This is a genomic window from Dactylosporangium sp. CA-152071, from assembly GCF_050936335.1.
GTDB classification, from domain to species: Bacteria; Actinomycetota; Actinomycetes; order Mycobacteriales; family Micromonosporaceae; genus Dactylosporangium; species Dactylosporangium maewongense.
The window spans coordinates 3,390,617-3,409,672 of the sequence record NZ_JBNJMZ010000002.1 but is presented as its reverse complement, the minus strand read 5'-3'; the positions used below and the strand labels follow the sequence as shown (position 1 = coordinate 3,409,672).

Below are 19,056 nucleotides of genomic sequence, written 5' to 3'. Positions count from 1 at the left end.
GCATCCCTAGCGGTAGTTTGTTAGCTCAGGTGGTACAGGTACAGGGGTTGTCCACTTGCGACGGCGTCGAGGAGTGCCTGGAGCTCGGCGGGTGGGGGCCTGTTCGACCACGCCCGCCAACAGCGCCGCAACATGATCCAGGGAACGAGCCAGCCGCGGACCTCCCGGATGGTTCGGGGCCAGCACAGGGCTGCCGACGGCCTGCCGGGTGCGGGTCCCCCTCTCTCGAGCACCGGGATCAGGGGGTGGTGCTGCTGGCTGTGACGGTGCTCGATCTGCTAACCAGGCATCCCAGCAGAAGCAAAACGCGCAGTTGACCAGGGTCTGATGGCGACGGATGGCGGTGTCGGAACGGGCTTGGAAATCGGCCCACCCGAGTTCGTCCTTGACCTGCTTGTAGCCCTGCTCGATCCAGTGCCGGATCCCATAGATCCACACGATCTCCGCCAGGTCCGCGGGTGGATGAGGGCTGTCGACAGCCCGGGGGCCGCCGAGTCGAGGCAGATCGGTGGCCAGATACCAGGTGGCCTTCTCCGGCAGGGTGGCCGGGTCGGCGGTGGCCACGACCAGCCGGGTCGTCCCGTCCGGCCCCCACCAGCCCAGCCGCGCCTCGGCGGCCCACCACGTCTGGGTATGCCCGTCGCGGAACGTCCGGGGCGCCGGCGTCCAGTCGCCCGGCTCTTCGGGACTGTTCCAGGCCAGGTCGCGGGCAGCGTCGACGGGGGTGTACGCCTGGTCTGCGTAGGCCCATGTCCCCCGGTGCGGTTTGAGGGCCATGACGAATGGCAGTCCCGCCGCGCGGAGGTCGGCCCGGAAGCCGTCCTGGTCGCCGTAGGCACAGTCGGCGGCCACCGCGCGGAAGACCACGCCCGACTGACGGGCTTGCACGGCCAGGTCGGCAGCGATCTGCAGCTTGGTGCGGAAGTCTGGGTCGTGCTTGCCTTTCGGGAAGTGGTGCGCGGGGGTGTAGGGCACCGCATGCAGCGGGTAGTACAGCCGCTCGTCGGCCCACAGGGTGGTCACGGTGACGATCCCGCGGTCGGTCTTGCCATAGCGGCCCAGCCACTGGTTGCCCACATGCGCGGTGGCGGTACCGTCCTTGCGGTCACCGGAATCGTCGACGACCAGCACCCCACCGGCATGCGGCGCGGTGGCGGGATCAGCCAGCAGCAACTCCACCCGCCGGGCGTTGACCTGCTCATGGTCCCAGGTGGACTCCGACAGGAAGAACTGCAGCCGTTGTACCGCCGGATGCTGAGCCCCGATGACCGGCTCAGCCCCGGCCAGACAGGTCAACGTCTTGTTCCGGTCACGCGGCGCGAGCAGCCCGGTCAGGTACTCACGAAACCCCCGACGCTGGGCCAGCCTGCCGAACAGATCATCGAAGCGGGCAGCGTAGCCCTCCAACGAACCCGGCGCCGGTGGACACCGACGACGCACAGTCATCGCTCACACCTCAGCAAACCTACAAAAGTCCGAACACTTCACGGCTATTACTGCCCAGAAGCCGCAGGCAACAAACTACCGCTAGCTGGTCTGGACTGTTCGCCGCCCACAGCTAACGCAGGAACGGCGAACAGGGCCCCTAGGGCGCGTTTCATAAGTGGGTGCCTGCGCGGGGTGAAGTCACGGCGTGGCGGTGATCGATAATTGAAGAGGTCTCCGGTAGATGGTTCAGCGACCAAGCAGAACTGCATACCGGAGACCTCGTGGCCACCTTATCGGTGACGAGGCGGCACGACCTGACCGACGCGCAGTGGGCGGCGCTTGAGCCGCTGCTACCTGCCGCGCCGGTGCGGGGTCGTCCGCCGAAGTGGACAAGACGACAGCTCATCGACGCGATCCGGTGGCGGATCCGGGTCGGGTCGCCGTGGCGGGACGTACCAGCCGAGTACGCACCCTGGCAGACCGTCTACGGACTGTTCCGCCGCTGGCAGCGGGACGGCACCTGGGCCGCGGTCCTGGCCGCGGCGCAGAGTGTCGCGGACGCGGACGGCCGCATCGTCTGGGACGTCAGCATCGACTCCACGACCAGCCGCGCCCATCAGCATGCCGCCGGCGCCCGCCACGACGGGCACCTGCAGAAGGAACCACCCGGCGGCGTCCACGACGAACCCGCCGACCACGCACTCGGCCGCTCCCGCGGCGGCCTGACCACCAAGACCCATCTGGCCTGCGAGCAAGGCCAGAAAGTCCTGGCCTTTACCGTCACCGCCGGTCAACGCGGCGACAGCCCGCAGTTCATCCCCGTCCTGGGCAACATCCGAGTCGCCCGACCCGGAGGCGGACGTCCCCGGACCCGCCCGGACCTGGTCCTGGCGGACAAGGCCTACACCTCCAAAGGCAACCGGCAGCACCTGCGTTCCCGCGGGATCAAAGCCTGCATCCCCAGCAAGAGCGACCAGGACGCCCACCGCAAAGCCAAAGGATCAAAAGGCGGTAGACCGCCAGCGTTCGACCCGATCGTCTACCGGCAACGCCACGCCGTCGAATGCGGCATCAACCGCCTCAAACGACACCACGGCGTCGCCACCCGGTACGACAAACTCGCCGTCCGCTACCAGGCAGTCCTCACCATCACCATCATCACCGAATGGCTCTGACCGGGTTTATGAAACGCGCCCTAGGTGACTGGTGTTAAACGATGGTCTGGCCCTGCGGGCCAGACCATCGTTTGTTTGGTTGGGGGTGTGGGGTGTTGAGGGGCCGGTGGCAGGTGTGGGTGTGGAAGTTTGTTGCTGGGTTGGGGTTGTGGGGTTTGTGGCGCCTTGGACTGCTGTGGCGTGGGTGGTGGGTCTGCTGTGTTGTGGTCAGGCGGTGGTGAGGGTCCTGCCTCGGGTGGTGTGGGTGAGGCCGAGGGTGGCGAGTCTGGCGAGGTTGACTGCGGCGGCGAGGAGGTTGAAGTCGGCGGCGATGCGGATGCGTCCGCGCATGCGGGCGCGTCGTCCGCCGTGGCGGCGGCGCATGAGGTGCGCGATTTTGCGTTCGACTTTGGGTCTGGTGGCGCGGTAGTCGGCCTTCCAGGCGGGGTCTTGTTGGCGGGTGCGGGCGGCGGTGAGGCGGGTCTCGTGGTGGCCGATGGTGATGCTGCGGCCGGTCTTGGAGTCGGTGCACTGCCCGCGGAGTGGGCAGGTGGCGCAGGCAGCGCCGAAGTCGGCCTTGCCGGCGTGCCGGGGGTGGTCCTTGACCTTCCGGATCGTTCTGACGGTCCCGTTGGGGCAGGTGACCCGCTGTTCGTCGAGGTCGATGTCGAAGCGGTCCTTGGTGAACTTCCCGGCGGGTGCGACGGGTGGCTGGACCTTGGTCTTGGCGTCGATCCCGGCGCGGTCGAGCCGGTCGAGGATCTCTCCGGCGCCGTAGGCGGCATCGCCATAGACCGCGGCGGTGCCGTCATCAGGTCCGTCGGCGGGGTCGGTGAGGTCGGTGATGAGGTCGGCGACGGGGTCGACGTCGCCGGTGTTGCCGGCGGTGACCGCGGTTGCGGTGACGATTTCGCTGTCGGGGTCGACAGCGACGTGGCCTTGTAGCCGTCGAAGCCGCGGTGGTTGGTCTTGTGTCCGTGCCGGGCCTCGGGATCGACGGTGGAGATGACCCGGTCCGCGGCGACCTTCCGCGCGATCCGCAGTGTGCCGTCCGGCCCGGTTTCCAGGTCCTGGCCCAGCACCGTGGCGAGCAGCCGCATCGCCTGGGTGACCGGCTCGGGAAGGTCGTCGCGGCCGTCCAGCGCGGCCAGGAGCGCGTGGCCGTCCCGGGCGCGGGAGTCGATCAGGACTTCCCGGGCGGGTTTGTCGTCCCAGTCGATCAGCGGTTTGCCGGAACTGGTGTAGTCGTCACCGCTGCCCAGCCTGGCCAGGACGGCCCGTAACGGCTGGACCAACTCGGGGCCGGCGACGCTGAGCAGACCGCGGATCGCGGAACGGATCAGTGTGATCGTGTCCATCGTGGCGACCGCGTCATACAACGGCGTGGAATCAAGGACTCTGCGCCGCCCGATCAGCCCGGCGTTGCGGGCCGCGGCGAGGGCCACCTCGAAGATCCGGTCCGGGCGGCTCGAACGGCGCAGCCGTTCCCGCATGTCGACCAGGACGGTGTGCGCGAACCCGACCCGGCCTGCACCGTCCCAGCCACCGACCCCGGCGGCATACCGCCAGCGGGCGTCGAACGTGAACCGGTCCACCGCCTCCCGATCCGACAAGCCTTCCAGCCGTTGCAGGACCATCACCGCCGCGACCACCGACGGTGGCACCGACCGGCGACCGACCGGCGCGAACAGATCGGCGAACATCCCGTCCGGAAACAGCGCGTCACGATGTTCGTGCAGAAAAGCGAAGATCGAGTTCGTCGGCAACGTCTCCCCGCAGAACCGGGACACCGCATCCAGCAGATCCAACTGCTGCGAAGCCCTTCCCAACGCCATCACGACATACTACCTGAAATAGATACAAAACGATGGTCTGACCCGCAGGGCCAGACCATCGTTTAACACCAGTCACCTAGAACCAATGCCGTTCAGATAGGCCGTGTGTTGAGGTCAGCGTGGTGAGCTGACGTCGATGGTGGTGGCCGGTACGGTGGCTGGCCGTGACGTCATCGGTGGCAGAGGCGGGACCGCGGGGTCGGCTGACCGACCATATCGAGTTGGGTGTGCTGTCGGCCCGGTTCGGTCGTGACCTCCTCGAAGAGGTCCTCAACCGGACCGGTCGGCGGGAGCAGCGGTCCCGGCGGCTGCCGGCGCACGTGATGATCCGGTATGTCATCGCGATGGGGTTGTTCTCGGCCGAGTCGTATGACGAGGTGATGCGCCGGCTGGTCGGGAATCTGCGCAGGCTCGGTTCCTGGAACGACGGATGGCAGGTCCCGGTGAAATCGGCGATCACCCAGGCGCGGCAGCGGCTCGGGCCGGAACCGGTGCAGGCGCTGTTCGAGCGGGCGGCGGTGCCTCTGGCGGGGCCGGGGACGAAAGGCGCCTGGCTGGGCCGGCGCAGGTTGATGGCGATCGACGCGACCAGTTTCGATGTCGCCGACACTCCGGACAATGTGGAACGGTTCGGTCGGATGGGGTCGGGGCCGAAAGCGTCGGCGTATCCGAAACTGCACGTCGCCGCCCTCGCGGAGTGCGGCAGTCACGCGGTGGTCGGTGCGGTGCTGGGCGGCTGCCGGACCGGGGAACGGACCCTGGCCGCCGGTCTGACCCGGACGGTCGGTCCCGGGATGCTGGTGATGGCCGATGCCGGCCTGTACTCCTACGAACTGTTCACCGCGTTCGCCGCGACCGGCGCGGACCTGGTCTGGCGGATCGGGGCATCGGTGTCGGTCGGGCACCTGCGCTGGCTGCCGGACGGCTCCTACCAGGCGCTGATCTACGCCCCCGGCCTGACCGCGGCCCGCCGGGCCCGGCTCGCCGAAGACGCCACCGCCGGCCGGGACATCCCACCCGCACTGGCACGACACGTCCGGGTGGTCGAGTACACGGTCCCGGACCGCAATCCCGACGGCGACCTGATTGTCGTGATCACCACCGTCACCGACCCCCACGACATCCCCGCCGTCGAACTGGCCGAGGCGTATCACCAGCGCTGGGAGGAGGAATCCGCCCTCGACGAGATCAAAACCGACCTGCGAGGGCCCGGCGGAATCCTCCGGTCGAAGACCCCGGACCTGGTCGAACAACAACTCTGGGGCCTCCTGCTGGCCCACTACGCCATCCGCGCGCTGCTGCTGGAGGCCGCCGACCCCGCCGGCTACGACCCCGACCGGATGTCATTCGTCAAAGGCCTCCGAGTCGTGCGCCGCCAGGTCACCGACCAGGCGGCTATCACCCCCTGAACACCTTTCCGCAGCCCTCGGCGACGCGCTCGACGAAATCCGGGCCCAACCCAACCCACCACGCCGCGAACGGACCTGCCCCCGCGTCATCAAACGCGCCCGGCACAACTCCTACCGCGTCAAACGACCAACCGACCGGACCACCCGCCACCCCGGACCACCAACACCACTACTGGCCTGCCCCGACGGCCTTATCTGAACGGCATTGCCCCTAGAACCGTCAAACGCGCTCAACGTCTGACGTCCGCATCGTTCGCAGTTGCAATGGCAGTCACGCACATGAGACTGGCGGCGCATCGTACGAACCTCACGTCACCACTTCCCACGCTGTTGTGCAGATTGGTAGTGCCGATGGCTTGTTCAGCACACCTCGCCGTTCGCGATGCCGGAACGTCATCAGACCGTCAAAAACGTCAATCAGATGCACATGGCGGCGAACACAATCAGCTAACCTTGCGTTGCCCTGCGACAGCCCAAGGAGCAGCCTTGCCAGCGCCGTCAGATCGCACCAATCCCGCCCTCGCTGCGCGTCTGAGCGAAGCTGGTTTGACGCCACGAGCGCTGGCGCGCGAACTTAACCGGCTTCTGGGTGTGGGCACCCTGGCTGAGACCGCGCCGTACTACTGGCGCGATGCCGGCGGCGTTCCTCGCACCCCCCTGCCCGCTCTGACCGCGTACGTCGTCTCCCGCCGGCTTGGCAAAATCGTCACTGCTAGTGACCTTTGGCCCGGGCGAAGCGAGGTCGGTGATGGCACACTGATACTCGACGCCAGCGCGGGCATGACCGGACCGTGGTCGCTCACGAGCACGATGCTGATCGCGGAAGACTGGCTGTTGGGTGGGCTAATGGACCGCAGGATGTTCCTATCCGTGTCGGGGGCTGCCCTCACACGAGCGGTAGGGATTTACCTCGACACCCAGGGCGGCGAGGCGCCTACTACCCTTCCTGCCGCCGCATCGGTTGACGATCCACTTGTCGATCAGATCGAGGAGATCGTGCCTCGTTTGCAGGTTCTCGACGACGAACAGGGTGGCGGGACCGGCCTCAACTACGTCGATGCCCAGATGCGAGCGGTCCTGTTAGTGCTCCGCGACGGTGCCCACTCAGACGGCGTGCGCCGACGGCTGCTCTATGCAGTTGCCGACCTGGCGCAGCTTGCAGGCTGGAAGGCGATCGATGCGGCTCGGCCTGGGCTAGCTCAGCGGTACTTGTTCACCGGGCTCCGCGCCGCACATGAAGCAGGATATCGCGCAATGGAGGCGCACATCCTCGCAGATCTCTCGTTCCAGGCAGCTTCACTTGGCGACACCTCCGATGGCGTAGCGCTCGGAGAAGCTGCTCGACGGATCTCGGAGCGGTCCGCCGAGAGCGTCCGGGCATCGGTGCAGTCAAGACTCTCGTATGCATACGCCGCTGCCGGACGTCTAGATGACTGCGAACGAAGCTGGAAGCGTTCACATGACCACCTCGCCCAACGCCAAGTCGAGCGCGATCCTCCTTGGATGTACTACCTCACGGCCAACCACCTCGATTGCCAAGCCGGATACGCCATGGTGCTCGCCGGGCGGCAATCAGTCGCTGCTGGAGACGGCGCAAGCGGACGCGCACAGCTTCGTCACGGTGCAGCGCTCCTGCGAAAAGGCGCCTACGCTCGTAAACCTGACCTCCCATACCAGCGCCGCGCGCTGTACGAAGGTGCATGGCTGGCCCTTGCCTACACTGCTCACGGCAAGCTGGACGACGCCTGCGAGGTAACAGAGCTAGCGCTTCCTCGCCTCGACCGGGTGCGCTCGCCACGCAGTACAGCGCTCCTCGGCGTTCTAGCAACCGAACTTCGCCGAAGGAAGCGCAACCACACCGTCGCGGACCTATTGCCCAAGTTGGAGACGGCGCTGAGCAACCAAGCAGTCCAACGTCTAACGTCACTCTCGTGAACGAGGCGAAGCCAGACGCGATCGTGATCGGCGCTGGCGTGTCCGGGCTGACCACAGCAATGTGCCTCGCCGAGGCCGGCACCCGCGTCGCTATCTGGACCTCTGAGCCCACCGAGGCAACAACATCGATGGCGGCTGGAGCGATGTGGGGCCCGTATCACGTCGAGCCACTCGACATGGTGACGGCCTGGAGTTCCGTCACGCTCGAAGCGTTGCAAGAACTTGCAACGCAAACCGGTGCAGGCGTACGGCTGGTCCCCGGCGTTGAAGCAGCACGCCATGAGGTCGACCCACCGTCGTGGGGCAATCAGCTCGACGGGTTCCGAATGTGCGACCGCAGTGAACTGCCACCGGGATTTTCAACAGGATGGCGATACACAGCGCCGCTCGTCGACATGTCGATGTACCTCACATATCTCCGGCGACGACTAGTGTCACGTGATGCTGGTTGCGTTATGTCGGGTCGGTCGTTGATCCTGGTGTGATGCTGACCGAGGGCCAGACCGCGGAGTTGCGGGCGGTGATCAACAGCCGGGACGTGCCGGCGGTGGTGGCGACCCGGGCGCGGATCGTGTTGTGGATGGCGGAGGGCCGGCGCCGTAAGGACGTCGCCGGGTTGGCCGGGGTGTCACTGCCCACTGTGGACCGTTGGGTACAGCGGTACGCGGACAACGGTCTGGCCGGTCTGGAAGACGGCTCCCACGCCGCGCCGCGGGAGCAGGTCCCGGCCGCGGTGAGGGCCCGGGTCCTGGCGCTGACCCGTGCCACACCGCCGGTGGAGACCGGGTTGTCGCACTGGTCGTCCCGGCAACTGGCCGCATACCTCAAACGGGCCGAGGGCGTGTCGGTGTCCTGGCACTACGTCGCGAAACTGTGGCGGGACAACAAGCTGCAGCCGCACCGGCAGGGCACCTTCAAGCTGTCGAGGGACCCCCGCTTCGCCGAGAAGGTCGCCGACATCGTCGGGCTCTACCTCGACCCGCCCGGCGGCGCGGTCGTCCTGTCGATCGACGAAAAGACCCAAGTCCAAGCTCTGGACCGGACCCAGCCGTTGCTGCCGCTGGACTTCGGGGTGACCGAGCAACGCACCCACGACTACCGACGGCACGGCATCACCAACCTGTTCGCCGCCCTGGACGTCGCCACCGGGCAGGTCACCGCCGACTGCCAGCCCGTCCGCGACGGCGCCCGGTTCCTGGCCTTCCTGCGCAAAGCCGTGAAACCCCATGCCGGCAAAGAGATCCACGTGGTGCTGGACAACCTGTCCACCCACGGCACCCCCGAGGTCCGGGCCTGGCTGGCCGCACACCCGAACGTCACGTTCCACTACACCCCGACCGGCAGCAGCTGGCTGAACATGATCGAGATCTGGTTCGGACTCATCACCCGCCAGTCCATCCGCCGCGGCACGTTCACCTCGGTCAACGCCCTCATCGTCCGCATCCGCGACTACGTCGCGCACTGGAACGCCGAAGCCAAGCCATTCACCTGGACCGCCACCGCCGACGAGATCCTCGCCAAGGTCCGCTGGGTCCAGGCCAGCGTCAAACAACTCGTCGAGAACAACGCGAAGTAACGACACCAGAATCACGCGACACTAGATGCCAACGGTGTCCAGATCCATCGGCAACGTGTAGCAGCGTTAGTGGAGATGGTTGGCAAAGCGGACGTCATCGTCAACTGTGCCGGCCTCGGCGCACGCGACCTGGTTCCCGACCCCGGCGTCTTCCCCGTCCGCGGGCAGATCGTTGTCGTCAAGAACCCAGGCATCACAGAGTTCTTCTCGGAAGACACGGGAGCGGGCGAAGACCTCCTTCACTACTACCCACACCAAAACACGGTCGTGCTGGGTGGAACCGCCCAGCCGGGTAGCTGGAACCCCAACTCCGATCCTGAGACCGCCGCGGCGATCGTCCGTCGATGCGCAGAGGTTGAACCAAGCTTGGGGGGTGCGGAAATCATCGCGCACCGTGTCGGACTTCGACCAACGCGTAGCCGAGTCCGAGTCGACAGCGAACAGCTGAACGGAACTCGAATAGTCCACAACTACGGCCATGGCGGCGCCGGGGTAACCCTCTCCTGGGGATGTGCAATGACCGCAACAAAGCTCGCGTTGGCCGCCTGACACTCATTGGAGCCGGCTCGTTCAAGGCCGCTCCCGCCTCGTGGATCAATGGGGTGTCCTCATTGCGCTGGAGCACGAGGCGGCTCGGCGCCCTGGGTGCGGTGGAGTACTCAAAGACCGAGCCACAGCTACTCATCTTCGGCTGTATGTGACGTCCAGGTCACCTTCGGTTGACAAATACAGTTAAGAATTCCAATGTGTCGATTGGCGATAAGGTCCGGCTTGGGCTGGACTTCGGGCCATCTCGGTTGCGGGCTGCGGTTGCTTGGCCGGATGGCACTGCGATGGTGCTTCCGTTGGCTGGGGTCGGCTGGCTCGACACCAGCGCGCTGGCCGATGCTGGCTTGGCCGCGGCCGCGGCGGCGCGGACGCGGGTGCGAGGTGAGGGTTCGGGCCGCGGCAAGGAAGGCACCCAGCCGCAACCGAATGAATCTGCGGTGGTGGCGTTGTTTCGGCAGGTTGCGTCGGCAGCGCGGCAGGCTGTTGGTGGCGATGTCGATGTGGTGACGCTTGCGGTTCCGGCTGGATGGAGTTCCCGGCGCGCGGCGGCATTGCGTGATGCGTGTCAGCGCGCTGGGCTGGGTGTCGGGAAGCTGGTAACCGCGCCAGTGGCGGTGGGCTGGCATCTGCTCGCTGGTGGTGTCCAGTTGCCGGCGGGCGCTTCGGTTCTGGTGTGTCAGGTTGGGCAGGACGACTGCACCGCAACGGTGCTACGCCGGACCGAGACCGGCTTCGAGGGCCTGTCCAGTGTGGATTCCTCGACGGTGGCCGCTGGGATGGCTGGTCCGGGAGCCGACGTTCTTGATGCTCATGGCGTCATTGGAGCTGGCGTGTCCGTGGGTGATGTCGCTGTTCGTGCTGTTGTTGGTGCGCAGTTGCCCTTGGGGTCGCTCGGGTTGGTGTGCGCGGTCGGCTCGGTAGCGGACAGCCCGCAGGTTGCTGAGGATCTCGCGCGGGCGACGGGTGTGGCGCCGAAGGTGGTGGCGGAGGCTGATCTGGCGGTGGTGTTGGGGGCGGTGCAGGCGCCGACGTCGGCGCCTGTGGTGGATGCGGCGCCGGAGGTTGGCTGGTTGGACTTGATGGCCGCGATGGTGCCGGTGGTGTGGTCGGTGGTGCTGTTCTGGCAGGTCCTTGCTGGTGGTGAGCGGTACGGGCTGCGGGAGAAGGTGTTTGACCGGGGGATGGTGCTTGCCGCGTGGGGTGGGCTCGCGGTGGCTGCGCAGCTCGGGATGGTAGCGGTGGTGGGCGGGTTGGCGGTGACGACCGCATTGCGTGGTGGTGCTGGAGAGGCTGGAGGTGGTGGCACGGCCTTGGTCGGCTGGGTGCGGCATCGGCTGCTCGCGCTGGCGTTGGTGGGTGGCGCGGCGGGTGGGCTGCTGGTGGCAGCGGTGTTCGCGATGATCGCGGCCGGATACTTCGATCTGGATGTGGGGCCGTTGCTGCGGTGGTCGGTGTTGCCGGTCCTGCCGACTGCGGTGGTCGTGATGATCCTTGCGTTGGTGGTGTGGCGTCGGCCGGAACCGCCTGGCGGGTCGTGGTTGACGTGGCTGCGGTTTCCGCCAGCGGTGACGATGTTGGCCGGCGCAGGTGCGTTGCTGGTGTCGTTCGATGAGCACGGCAGCCCGTTGGTGTTGAATCTGCTCGCTTGGCAGTTGGAGCAGTGGTTCCCGACGACCGGCGTGGAGATCATCGGCCCTGTCGGGCGGCTGGGCGGGGCGTGTATCGGCGCGGCGGTGGGCCTGCTCGTCGTACGCCGAGTCCTGCACCGCCTGCTGGTGGCGGTGCCATTGGCGCTGCTGGTCGCTGGGACGCTGGTCTGGCGGATCACTGGGACGGTCGCCGTCGGGTTCTCGCTCGCTGTCGCTGGTTGGTGGGCAGCCCGGACAGCGTGGCTGCTGCTACGGCCGAAGCTGCTCACCCCGCCGCCGGAGCCGGCTGAGCAACCACACCCGAGCAATGTAGGCCAGCCTGGTTGGGCGAACGACGGTTCTGGTTCGGGCTTGCCGTCTCACGGCGCAGGGGGCGGCTGGTGATCGGTCGGCTGTTCCGCAGCGTCGTCTCTGGGCTCGGGTTGCTGCTCGTGCTCGCCGGGTTGCCGGCGGGGCTGGTGATGGTGCAGCGGGCGGCGCAGTGGGATTGGCGGCAGGTTGTCGTGGATCCGCTGTCGGAGGGCGGCGCGGTGGCGGCGGTCGTCACCGCGGGGTGGTTGCTGTGGCTGGCCCTGCTGTGGATGGTCGTGCTCGATGCCGTTGACACCGTCCGGCGTGTTGGGCGGGCTCCTCGACTTCCGGTGCCGCTGCATGCCGCAGTGACCGCACTGGTCAGCGGGGTCCTGCTGGCGGTCGAGGCGGCCCGGGGCGGTGGCACTACAGGTCCGGCAGATCATGATGTGCGCGCCTCAACCGCTGCAGTCGCGCCACAGGCCGTTCACGGACCTCGTGACGCAGGAGGCGTTGTCCCGGCGGCCGGCGAGGGTGCCGCGGCCCGCTCGGTGTTGGCGGTTATGGGTGTGGAGGTGCCGGGTGGGTGGCTGCCGGTGCCGGTCGCTGCTGCCATCACCGCGGCGGCAACGCTCGTGTGGGCGCAACGGCGTCGCCAGTACCTACCGCAACCTCCTGGCAGGTGGCGTCGCCACGATGAGGACCTGGCACCGTTGCCGCCCGCGGTGGACCGCATCGCCCGGCTGACCCGCTCAGCGATGGAGGCCGACGCCAACCACACTGCAACGGCCTCGGACGACGTCGACGTGCTGGAACCGGACGCAGTGAGGGTGTGGTCGGTCGAGGAGATGCTGCCGCCCGCCGGCGTCGCTCTCGTCGGGCCAGGCGCAGACGACGCCGCCCGCGGCCTCCTGATCGCTGTCACCATCGGGCAGACCGCCAGCACGGAGGTGCTGGTTTCAGAACGCCTGTGGCGGGCGCTGCTCGGCGCCGACACCGAGGCCAATAATTCCGGACCAGTTCAGGTCGTCGCCGACGACGCGCGGCGGCCGGCCTCGTCAGCACCCAAGAGTTCAGGAGCAACCACGATCGTCGTCCTTGCCGACGCGGCAACGGCGAGCATGCCAGTCCAACCAAGGAGCCCGGCAGCAGGTGACGACGCCACAGTCCGGACCGTCATGATCGGCACGGCGGCAAGTCTGCCCACGTGGCATGTGGCTAGCGACGGTCGACTACACGCGGTGGCTGGGCCTACGCCGGTCCCCGGCCGGCTGCCCGTGCTGAACCTGCCCACGGCACGCACGTTGCTCGGCGCACTCGGCGTCACAACACCCATCGTCGGGAACCTCGATGCTCCAATCGACGGCCCTGTCCAGCCCTCCGATCAACAGCACAGCAGCCACGCCATGCCCGGCACCTGGTCAGCAGACACCTCGAGTAGCCACCCGACAGGCATACCTGCCGGTGGGTCGCACCCGCTGTCGTGGCCAGAGCCCCCGCCGGAGGAAGCCGATCAGCCGCGGCGGCTCCTGGTCCGCGTCCTCGGTGTCCCTGCGATCCTGATGCCGCACCCGGACGGCAGCCACAGCCCGGTGCAGATCCGCCGGTCCGCTGGCCAACAGATGCTTGTACTGCTCGCCGTGCACCGCGCCGGGCTGAGCGCGGCAGATCTGAAAGAATCGGTTTGGCCGGATACCCCCAGCCGCGCTGCGCACCGCAGCTTCCAGACCACCATGTCCGAGCTCCGCCGCACCCTGCACGACGCCGCCCACGTTCCCGTGCTCCTGCAACGCCAGCGACGCGGCGACCCCACCGGGGCGTGGTACCGCCTCGACACCAGCACCGTCCAGGTTGACCTCTGGCGACTCCAAGCCCAGCTTAATGCGGCGGCAGCCACCATCGATGCGGTCCACCGCCGCCAGCTGCTCACCGAAGTCGTTGGCCTCTGCCGCGCCGATGCGTCCGGTGAACTCGCGCGGGGTTGGGATTACGAGTGGCTTGCCGCCGTCCGGGAGCACGTCACCCGCCATCAGATCGACGTGCTCACCCACCTCGCCGAAACCGAGCCCGACCCGTCGACGGCAATCCAGCTCCTGCGGCAGGCGCTGCACGTGTCCCCGACGAACGAGGCCGTCCACCGCAGGCTGATGACCCTGCACGCAGCCGCCGGCGACAGCACCGCAATGCGCCGCGCCGCCGCCACCTACACCGAGCACCTCGCCGAGCATCACCTCCCGCAGGACCCGACGACCGTGCACCCGCTCGACACACCGCGCCCGGCACAGGCGGCACGACACGGTCCGTCCGCATCCACGAGGAACGAGCATGCAGACCCCTGACCAGCAACAACACGCGGCACCCCCCGGCCAGGACCACACCGCCGATCAGTCGACCACATCCGCCCACGGAGACGGAGCCTCAGCCACCAACCGCGCGACTCTCACCGTGCTGGTCGCCTTCGGCACGCCACGCGCTGCGCAGATCCGGCCCGGTCAACGCGTCCGGCTTCCCCGACTGCCCGACACGCAACGCCCGCCGGTTGTCGCGCCGTCACGGGGGCCCGCGGCACGGACCCGGCGCCGTGTGCTGCAGGCCGGAGCCCTCGTCGTCGCGGTCGTCATCGGAGTTGTCGCCGTCATCGCTTTCCTCAGCACGTCCGGACCCGGCCCGCAGGCCCTCGTCCGCGACTTCTTCAGCCAGCTGACCGCCCGCGACACCAGCCGGCTCCCCGCCGCCGCACCCTGCTCGATGAACCCGCTGTGCCAGCCGGCGGCGCTGCGGACCAGCTACCAACCACCGGAGCGTCTGCGCATCGACAGCGACGTCTCGCAGACACCGTCATCGTCCAGGTCTGGGGCGAAGCAGCGGTACCTCGAGATCTCCTACGACGTCGACGGACAACACCTGACCGACACCGTCACCGTGCGGTACAAGCGCACCGGCCTCTTCAGCGGCTTCTGGTCCATCTCCGAACTGCCAGGCTCCACCATCACCATGCCCAAACCCGCAATCGCCACCGTCACCCTCGCCGCCGCCGAACTCGACAAGGCGAACCCCGACGAGCCGTGGACATTCTGGGCGCCGCCCGGCCGCTACACCGCCACCAGACCCGGCACCGCACTCTACGAACCCGCCGAAGCCACCGCCGTCGTCTCCGATACCCCAGTCACTATCGACCTGCCTGCCACTCTCAAACCAGCCCTCACCACCAACGTCGAGCAGCAACTCCGCGACCGCATCGACGCCTGCGCAGCGCAGCGCGTGTTCAAACCCGACACCGACGTGACCTCACCCAACCTGCACACCTGCCCGATGGTGCACCTCACCCCGTACACGATCACCACCGACCCGCAATGGACCGTACAGCGGTACCCCACCATCCGACTCGACACCCGCCCCGACGGCATCGTCACCGTCACCACCATCACGCCCGGCAAGGTCACCATCCACTACCAATGGACGCTGTCCATCCTCGAACCCCGCGACTGGAACACCGTCGACGCCACCTACGACCTCAACGTCGACGGATTCCTCCGCGACGTCGACGGCAAGACCGAATGGATTGCGGGCTAACCTTTGGCAGGCGACGCCCAGACAGTGATTGCGTTACCGTCGCTGTCAGATCCGAACGACTAAGGTCAGCAGCCTGCAATTGCACGGATCGCCTCAGCGCCTGCCGCGCATGCCCGACGCAGGGCTGCATATTCAGCCGCAGGAAGATTGACGGCATTGCCAGCTTGATGATTCGAAAGAAGACTCGAGGAGCGTTCGATCCATCCTGTTGTTGGTGCCGCTCCAATGAAGTCGACCATTCGCTCCAGCTGGAACGCGGGGTTAGCTACCAGAGCTTCGTAGGAAACGTGCAGCACGGAATCCTGTCCGAATTCCTGGAGCTGGCGCACTCCCTCGCACACCAACTCCGACCAGAGCAAGCCAAACGATTCAATTGAAATTGATTCGTCGAACAGTAGTTCCTTCGAGTAATGATGCCCTGCCGCCATTGCCAAGCCCGCCGGAAGCATCGGTGCATGTGCTGCGGTTAGGTCGAAGTCGTCGATACCCAACAACTGTGATGCCATCCTGCGGAGCATCAGACATCGAAACCCGGCATGGCGACTCATCGAGAGTGCGCAGTCAGGCCCATTACGGTAGAGATGGATGTACCTACCCTCGGGAAACGTACGTCGAAGATGAGTCAGCCAACGGTAGGAGTAGCCAGATCGCTCTACGGTTATGCGTCCACCGAAGTGTTGGGCCAGCCAATTGAAAAGACTGAGATAATGACTACGTAGATCCCGTGTTGGCCATCGATAGACGTCACCCATCAGAGCTACCTGCAGGCGCTCGTCCGTGACCTCGCACGCAGCCTGCACAGCCTGCGGACACACCGGATGACGATTGAATCCGAAGGATTCGTTGCGCCGGATCTACCGCTCGCTCTTCAAACGCTGCTACGGGAAGTGGCCGCGCCGCCGACCCCGCCCGTCGAAGACGAATGGGGTACTAAGGCATTGCAACAGGAGCAGGTCGCGGTCGACGAAATGCTGCTGTTCCTGAGAGAAGTGCAGGGTGGAGGAAAGCAAGAGGACCGGTAGAACTTTGTTACTCGGTCATGGCGTCTGCGGCCCCTGGTTCCGTAGCGAAGCGGAAGCCGATCTCCTCGATACCTCTGGGGTCAGGGTCGCCTCGTTCAACCAGTTCCCGGATGATCAGGCTACGCAACGCGGCCCGTAGCTGCGCCATCGTCAGTCGAGGCTTGTCATCGTGCGAACCGTCGGAGTCGCTGGTCACCAGCGCAGCGCCGAACGCGTCCTGGACAAACGTCACATTGCGTTTCCCCGCGTGCAGGTAGCCGGATCGCAGCTGGTAGGCGTACTTGAAGGCGGCCTTAACCTTATTCTGGTCGTCTCCGAACTCTGGTCCCCGCGGACGCGGGTCTGACCACGATCCTTCGATGGGGCGCGCGCCGGCTGGATCCGCGAACACGCCCCACTCGTACGACCGGACCGGTTCCGACCAGAAGCCCTCGTGCAACCGAGTGCTCGCGTAGGTTGCGAAGGTCTCGGCAAGTTTGATCTGCTGGTCCTTCATTAGGCGAGTGCGCAACGCCGAGGCCTGCTCCTCGCCGAGCCGGTGCTTAGCAATGAAATTTTCCCAGCCCTTTGATTTGTCCCAATCTTGCCACTCGCTCGGCGGGTTGCCGAATCGTTGGGCGAGGCACTCGATACCGCCGACAGCGAGTGCATAGGCGCCAGCGAGATCTCGCGTCATCAGCAATGCGGCACAGTAATGCATGTGGATGGCAGCGCTCAACGCCGCCATGTCGTCCTCTGGGAGACTGGTCAGCCGGGCGACCACTTCGCGAAATCGCGGATCGATTTCCTTCCATGCTGGCATAGGTGCACTTAGCCCTGATCCACCGATGAGGTTTCGATGCTCGGCTGGTCTGAGTTCATGATCTTGGGTGTTGGTCGGGCGCGTGGGGGTGACCGGCCGGGTTGCCGGTGCGCTCCGTGTCTCGGTGGGGTCTGTCGTTGTGGGGTGGCCGGCGTCGGCTGCGAGTGACTGTCCTGTGTGGATGGTCAGGTGGGTGGGGCGTGCGCGGTGGTGAACAGTCGTAGCCAGTTGTGTTGCCAGGGCCAGTGTTGCGGTAGGTGGATGGTGACCTCGCGGGCGTGTCGGCTGATCCGGCCGGCGACGTTGATCAGGTGTCGGCGGATGGTGGCGGCGCGGGCTGTGGCGTGGGGTCGTCCGGCCAGGGTGGCGGCGGTGCGGGTGAGGTTGTGGGCGATGGCGATGCAGGTCAGCCAGGCGTTGTTGGCGGTGAACCGGCCGGAGGGTAGATGGGCGAGGGGTCCGTCGATGAGTTCGGCGAAGACCTGTTCGATGATGGCGTGGCCGCGGTGCTGGGCTTCGGCCTGGACGAGCACGTAGGGGCTGTCGGTGAACGCGGCGTGGTACCGCCACACGGTGAACAGCTCACCTTGACCATCCACTGTGGACTTGTTCAGGTCTGGGACGCGACGCGCGATGAGCCGGGCGGTGACTTCGTGGCGGGTGCCTTCGAACGCGGTGTAGGTGGTCTCGGCGATCTGTGCGCGGGAGATGAACCGCTGCTGGTCCTCATCCCAGACCGGTTGCGGGTAGCGGATCTCGGTCCAGGCGTCCTCGTCGATCGCGGTGATCGCCGCGCGGACCTTGGCGTCGATGCGGACCGTGACGGAGAACCGCACCCTGGCCCGGCGGCAGGCGGTGATCACCGTGCGGGAGTAGAACGCCGAGTCCGCACGGACCATGATCTCAGCCGCCACCGTTGCGGCTGTCGTCGCGGCGGTGGCGGGTTGGGCTGCTTGGGCTGCCAGGACCGCTTTGGTGGTGGCGACGGCCTCGGCGATCAGCGATGCCGCTCCGCGGGCTGAGCCGGCGTTGCCGGCGCGCAGCTGGGTCGCGGCGATCACCGGCGCCGCGTCCGGGGTGCTGATCGTGGCCACCAGGGGGTTCAGGCCACGCAGCAGCACCTGGTAGCCGCCGACCTTGGCGTGACCGAACCCGGCGCCCTGCTTCTGCTTGCCGTACACCCTGCGCAGCAGCGAGTCGACGTCGACGAACGTGACCGCGCCGGCGCTGGGCAGCAACCGGGCCTGTCCGGCCATCCGGACCAGGAACTGCCGCGACGCTGCCTGCAACTGCCGGACGTGGCCATGGGTGAACGTCCGCAGGAACGACCCCAGCGTCGAGGGCGCATACACCCCGTCGAACAGCAGCGGCATCCCACCGTGACGCAACACGTCCAGATCGTCGATCGAGTCCGCACCGGTCACCATGCCCGCCACGATCGCAGCGACCTTCCCCGCCGCGTTGGACCCCTTGTCCGTTGGCACACGCAGCCGAGCAGCCACGATGCCGTGCAGGTCACACCGCTGGGCGAGGGTCATCACCGGCTCCACACCAGCGCACGACACCAGATTCGGATCATCAAACGATGCGCGCACCCGCGTCGCGCCGTGCGATATTCTCACCTCGACGGTGCCCTCTCGAACCGGACGATGGAAGCCTCAAGAACCTCTATCTTTCCAGCTCGCGAGGGCATCGTCGCGCCCGGCCCATCACGGTCACATCAATTCGTCGGTGGATCAGGGCTTAGCCCTGATCCACCGATGAGGTTTCGATGCTCGGCTGGTCTGAGTTCATGATCTTGGGTGTTGGTCGGGCGCGTGGGGGTGACCGGCC

14 protein-coding genes and 2 pseudogenes are annotated in these 19,056 nt (G+C 66.8%); 10 read left to right on the top strand and 6 right to left on the bottom strand.

All coding sequences use genetic code 11. From position 1 onward, the window contains the following. Positions 1–6 precede the first annotated feature (6 nt). Positions 7–1,446 carry an IS701 family transposase gene (locus ACQEVZ_RS55360; protein WP_433383984.1) on the bottom strand — a complete coding sequence of 480 codons (1,440 nt, stop codon included), beginning with the start codon at positions 1,444–1,446 and terminating at the stop codon, positions 7–9. A gap of 263 nt (positions 1,447–1,709) precedes the next feature. On the opposite strand from ACQEVZ_RS55360, the gene ACQEVZ_RS55355 reads away from it, so the two are divergent. Beyond that, entirely contained in the window at positions 1,710–2,603 is an 894-nt protein-coding gene (locus ACQEVZ_RS55355) for an IS5 family transposase (protein WP_433383982.1), read from the top strand. Between the two features lie 207 nt (positions 2,604–2,810). Here the strand turns inward: ACQEVZ_RS55355 and ACQEVZ_RS55350 are convergent, their stop codons facing one another. Together ACQEVZ_RS55350 and ACQEVZ_RS55345 are read right to left on the bottom strand one after the other, a co-directional pair. Continuing rightward, on the bottom strand, positions 2,811–3,491 hold the full coding sequence (locus ACQEVZ_RS55350; protein WP_433377256.1) for a transposase: 681 nt from the start codon (positions 3,489–3,491) through the stop codon (positions 2,811–2,813). A gap of 548 nt (positions 3,492–4,039) precedes the next feature. Then, positions 4,040–4,285: pseudogene (locus ACQEVZ_RS55345) on the bottom strand (transposase); the annotation flags it as partial. Between the two features lie 290 nt (positions 4,286–4,575). Here ACQEVZ_RS55345 and ACQEVZ_RS55340 point away from each other — a divergent pair. The 8 genes and pseudogenes from ACQEVZ_RS55340 (at position 4,576) to ACQEVZ_RS55305 (ending at position 15,399) form a co-directional block, all read left to right on the top strand. After that, entirely contained in the window at positions 4,576–5,826 is a 1,251-nt protein-coding gene (locus tag ACQEVZ_RS55340) for an IS4 family transposase (protein WP_433376599.1), read from the top strand. 486 nt (positions 5,827–6,312) lie between these two features. Continuing rightward, positions 6,313–7,761: a carph-isopro domain-containing protein gene (locus ACQEVZ_RS55335; protein ID WP_354895541.1), complete on the top strand. Its 1,449-nt coding sequence runs from the start codon at positions 6,313–6,315 to the stop codon at positions 7,759–7,761. Further along, positions 7,758–8,246 carry an FAD-dependent oxidoreductase gene (locus ACQEVZ_RS55330; protein ID WP_433383980.1) on the top strand — a complete coding sequence of 163 codons (489 nt, stop codon included), beginning with the start codon at positions 7,758–7,760 and terminating at the stop codon, positions 8,244–8,246. The genes ACQEVZ_RS55335 and ACQEVZ_RS55330 overlap by 4 nt, the downstream gene beginning before the upstream one ends. After that, positions 8,246–9,337: an IS630 family transposase gene (locus tag ACQEVZ_RS55325; protein ID WP_433376193.1), complete on the top strand. Its 1,092-nt coding sequence runs from the start codon at positions 8,246–8,248 to the stop codon at positions 9,335–9,337. The genes ACQEVZ_RS55330 and ACQEVZ_RS55325 overlap by 1 nt, the downstream gene beginning before the upstream one ends. A gap of 27 nt (positions 9,338–9,364) precedes the next feature. Beyond that, a pseudogene (locus ACQEVZ_RS55320) lies at positions 9,365–9,886 on the top strand (FAD-dependent oxidoreductase); the annotation flags it as partial. 284 nt (positions 9,887–10,170) lie between these two features. Further along, on the top strand, positions 10,171–11,919 hold the full coding sequence (locus ACQEVZ_RS55315) for a hypothetical protein (protein ID WP_433383978.1): 1,749 nt from the start codon (positions 10,171–10,173) through the stop codon (positions 11,917–11,919). Beyond that, on the top strand, positions 11,916–14,165 hold the full coding sequence (locus tag ACQEVZ_RS55310) for an AfsR/SARP family transcriptional regulator (RefSeq protein ID WP_433383976.1): 2,250 nt from the start codon (positions 11,916–11,918) through the stop codon (positions 14,163–14,165). The genes ACQEVZ_RS55315 and ACQEVZ_RS55310 overlap by 4 nt, the downstream gene beginning before the upstream one ends. 244 nt (positions 14,166–14,409) lie before the next feature. Next, positions 14,410–15,399 (top strand): hypothetical protein, encoded by a 990-nt coding sequence (locus ACQEVZ_RS55305; RefSeq protein ID WP_433383974.1) that lies wholly within the window; start codon positions 14,410–14,412, stop codon positions 15,397–15,399. Between the two features lie 65 nt (positions 15,400–15,464). Here ACQEVZ_RS55305 and ACQEVZ_RS55300 read toward each other — a convergent pair whose 3' ends face one another. Then, positions 15,465–16,151, bottom strand: coding sequence for a sulfotransferase domain-containing protein (locus tag ACQEVZ_RS55300; protein WP_433383972.1), 687 nt, complete (start codon positions 16,149–16,151; stop codon positions 15,465–15,467). Between the two features lie 66 nt (positions 16,152–16,217). Between ACQEVZ_RS55300 and ACQEVZ_RS55295 the strand changes: the two genes are divergently transcribed. After that, positions 16,218–16,421, top strand: coding sequence for a hypothetical protein (locus ACQEVZ_RS55295; protein ID WP_433383970.1), 204 nt, complete (start codon positions 16,218–16,220; stop codon positions 16,419–16,421). A gap of 7 nt (positions 16,422–16,428) precedes the next feature. Here the strand turns inward: ACQEVZ_RS55295 and ACQEVZ_RS55290 are convergent, their stop codons facing one another. Continuing rightward, positions 16,429–17,223, bottom strand: a complete 795-nt coding sequence (locus ACQEVZ_RS55290; protein WP_433383968.1) for a hypothetical protein — start codon at positions 17,221–17,223, stop codon at positions 16,429–16,431. A gap of 185 nt (positions 17,224–17,408) precedes the next feature. Next, complete coding sequence (locus ACQEVZ_RS55285; protein ID WP_433359550.1) at positions 17,409–18,845, bottom strand: IS1380 family transposase; 1,437 nt, start codon at positions 18,843–18,845, stop codon at positions 17,409–17,411. Positions 18,846–19,056 lie beyond the last annotated feature (211 nt).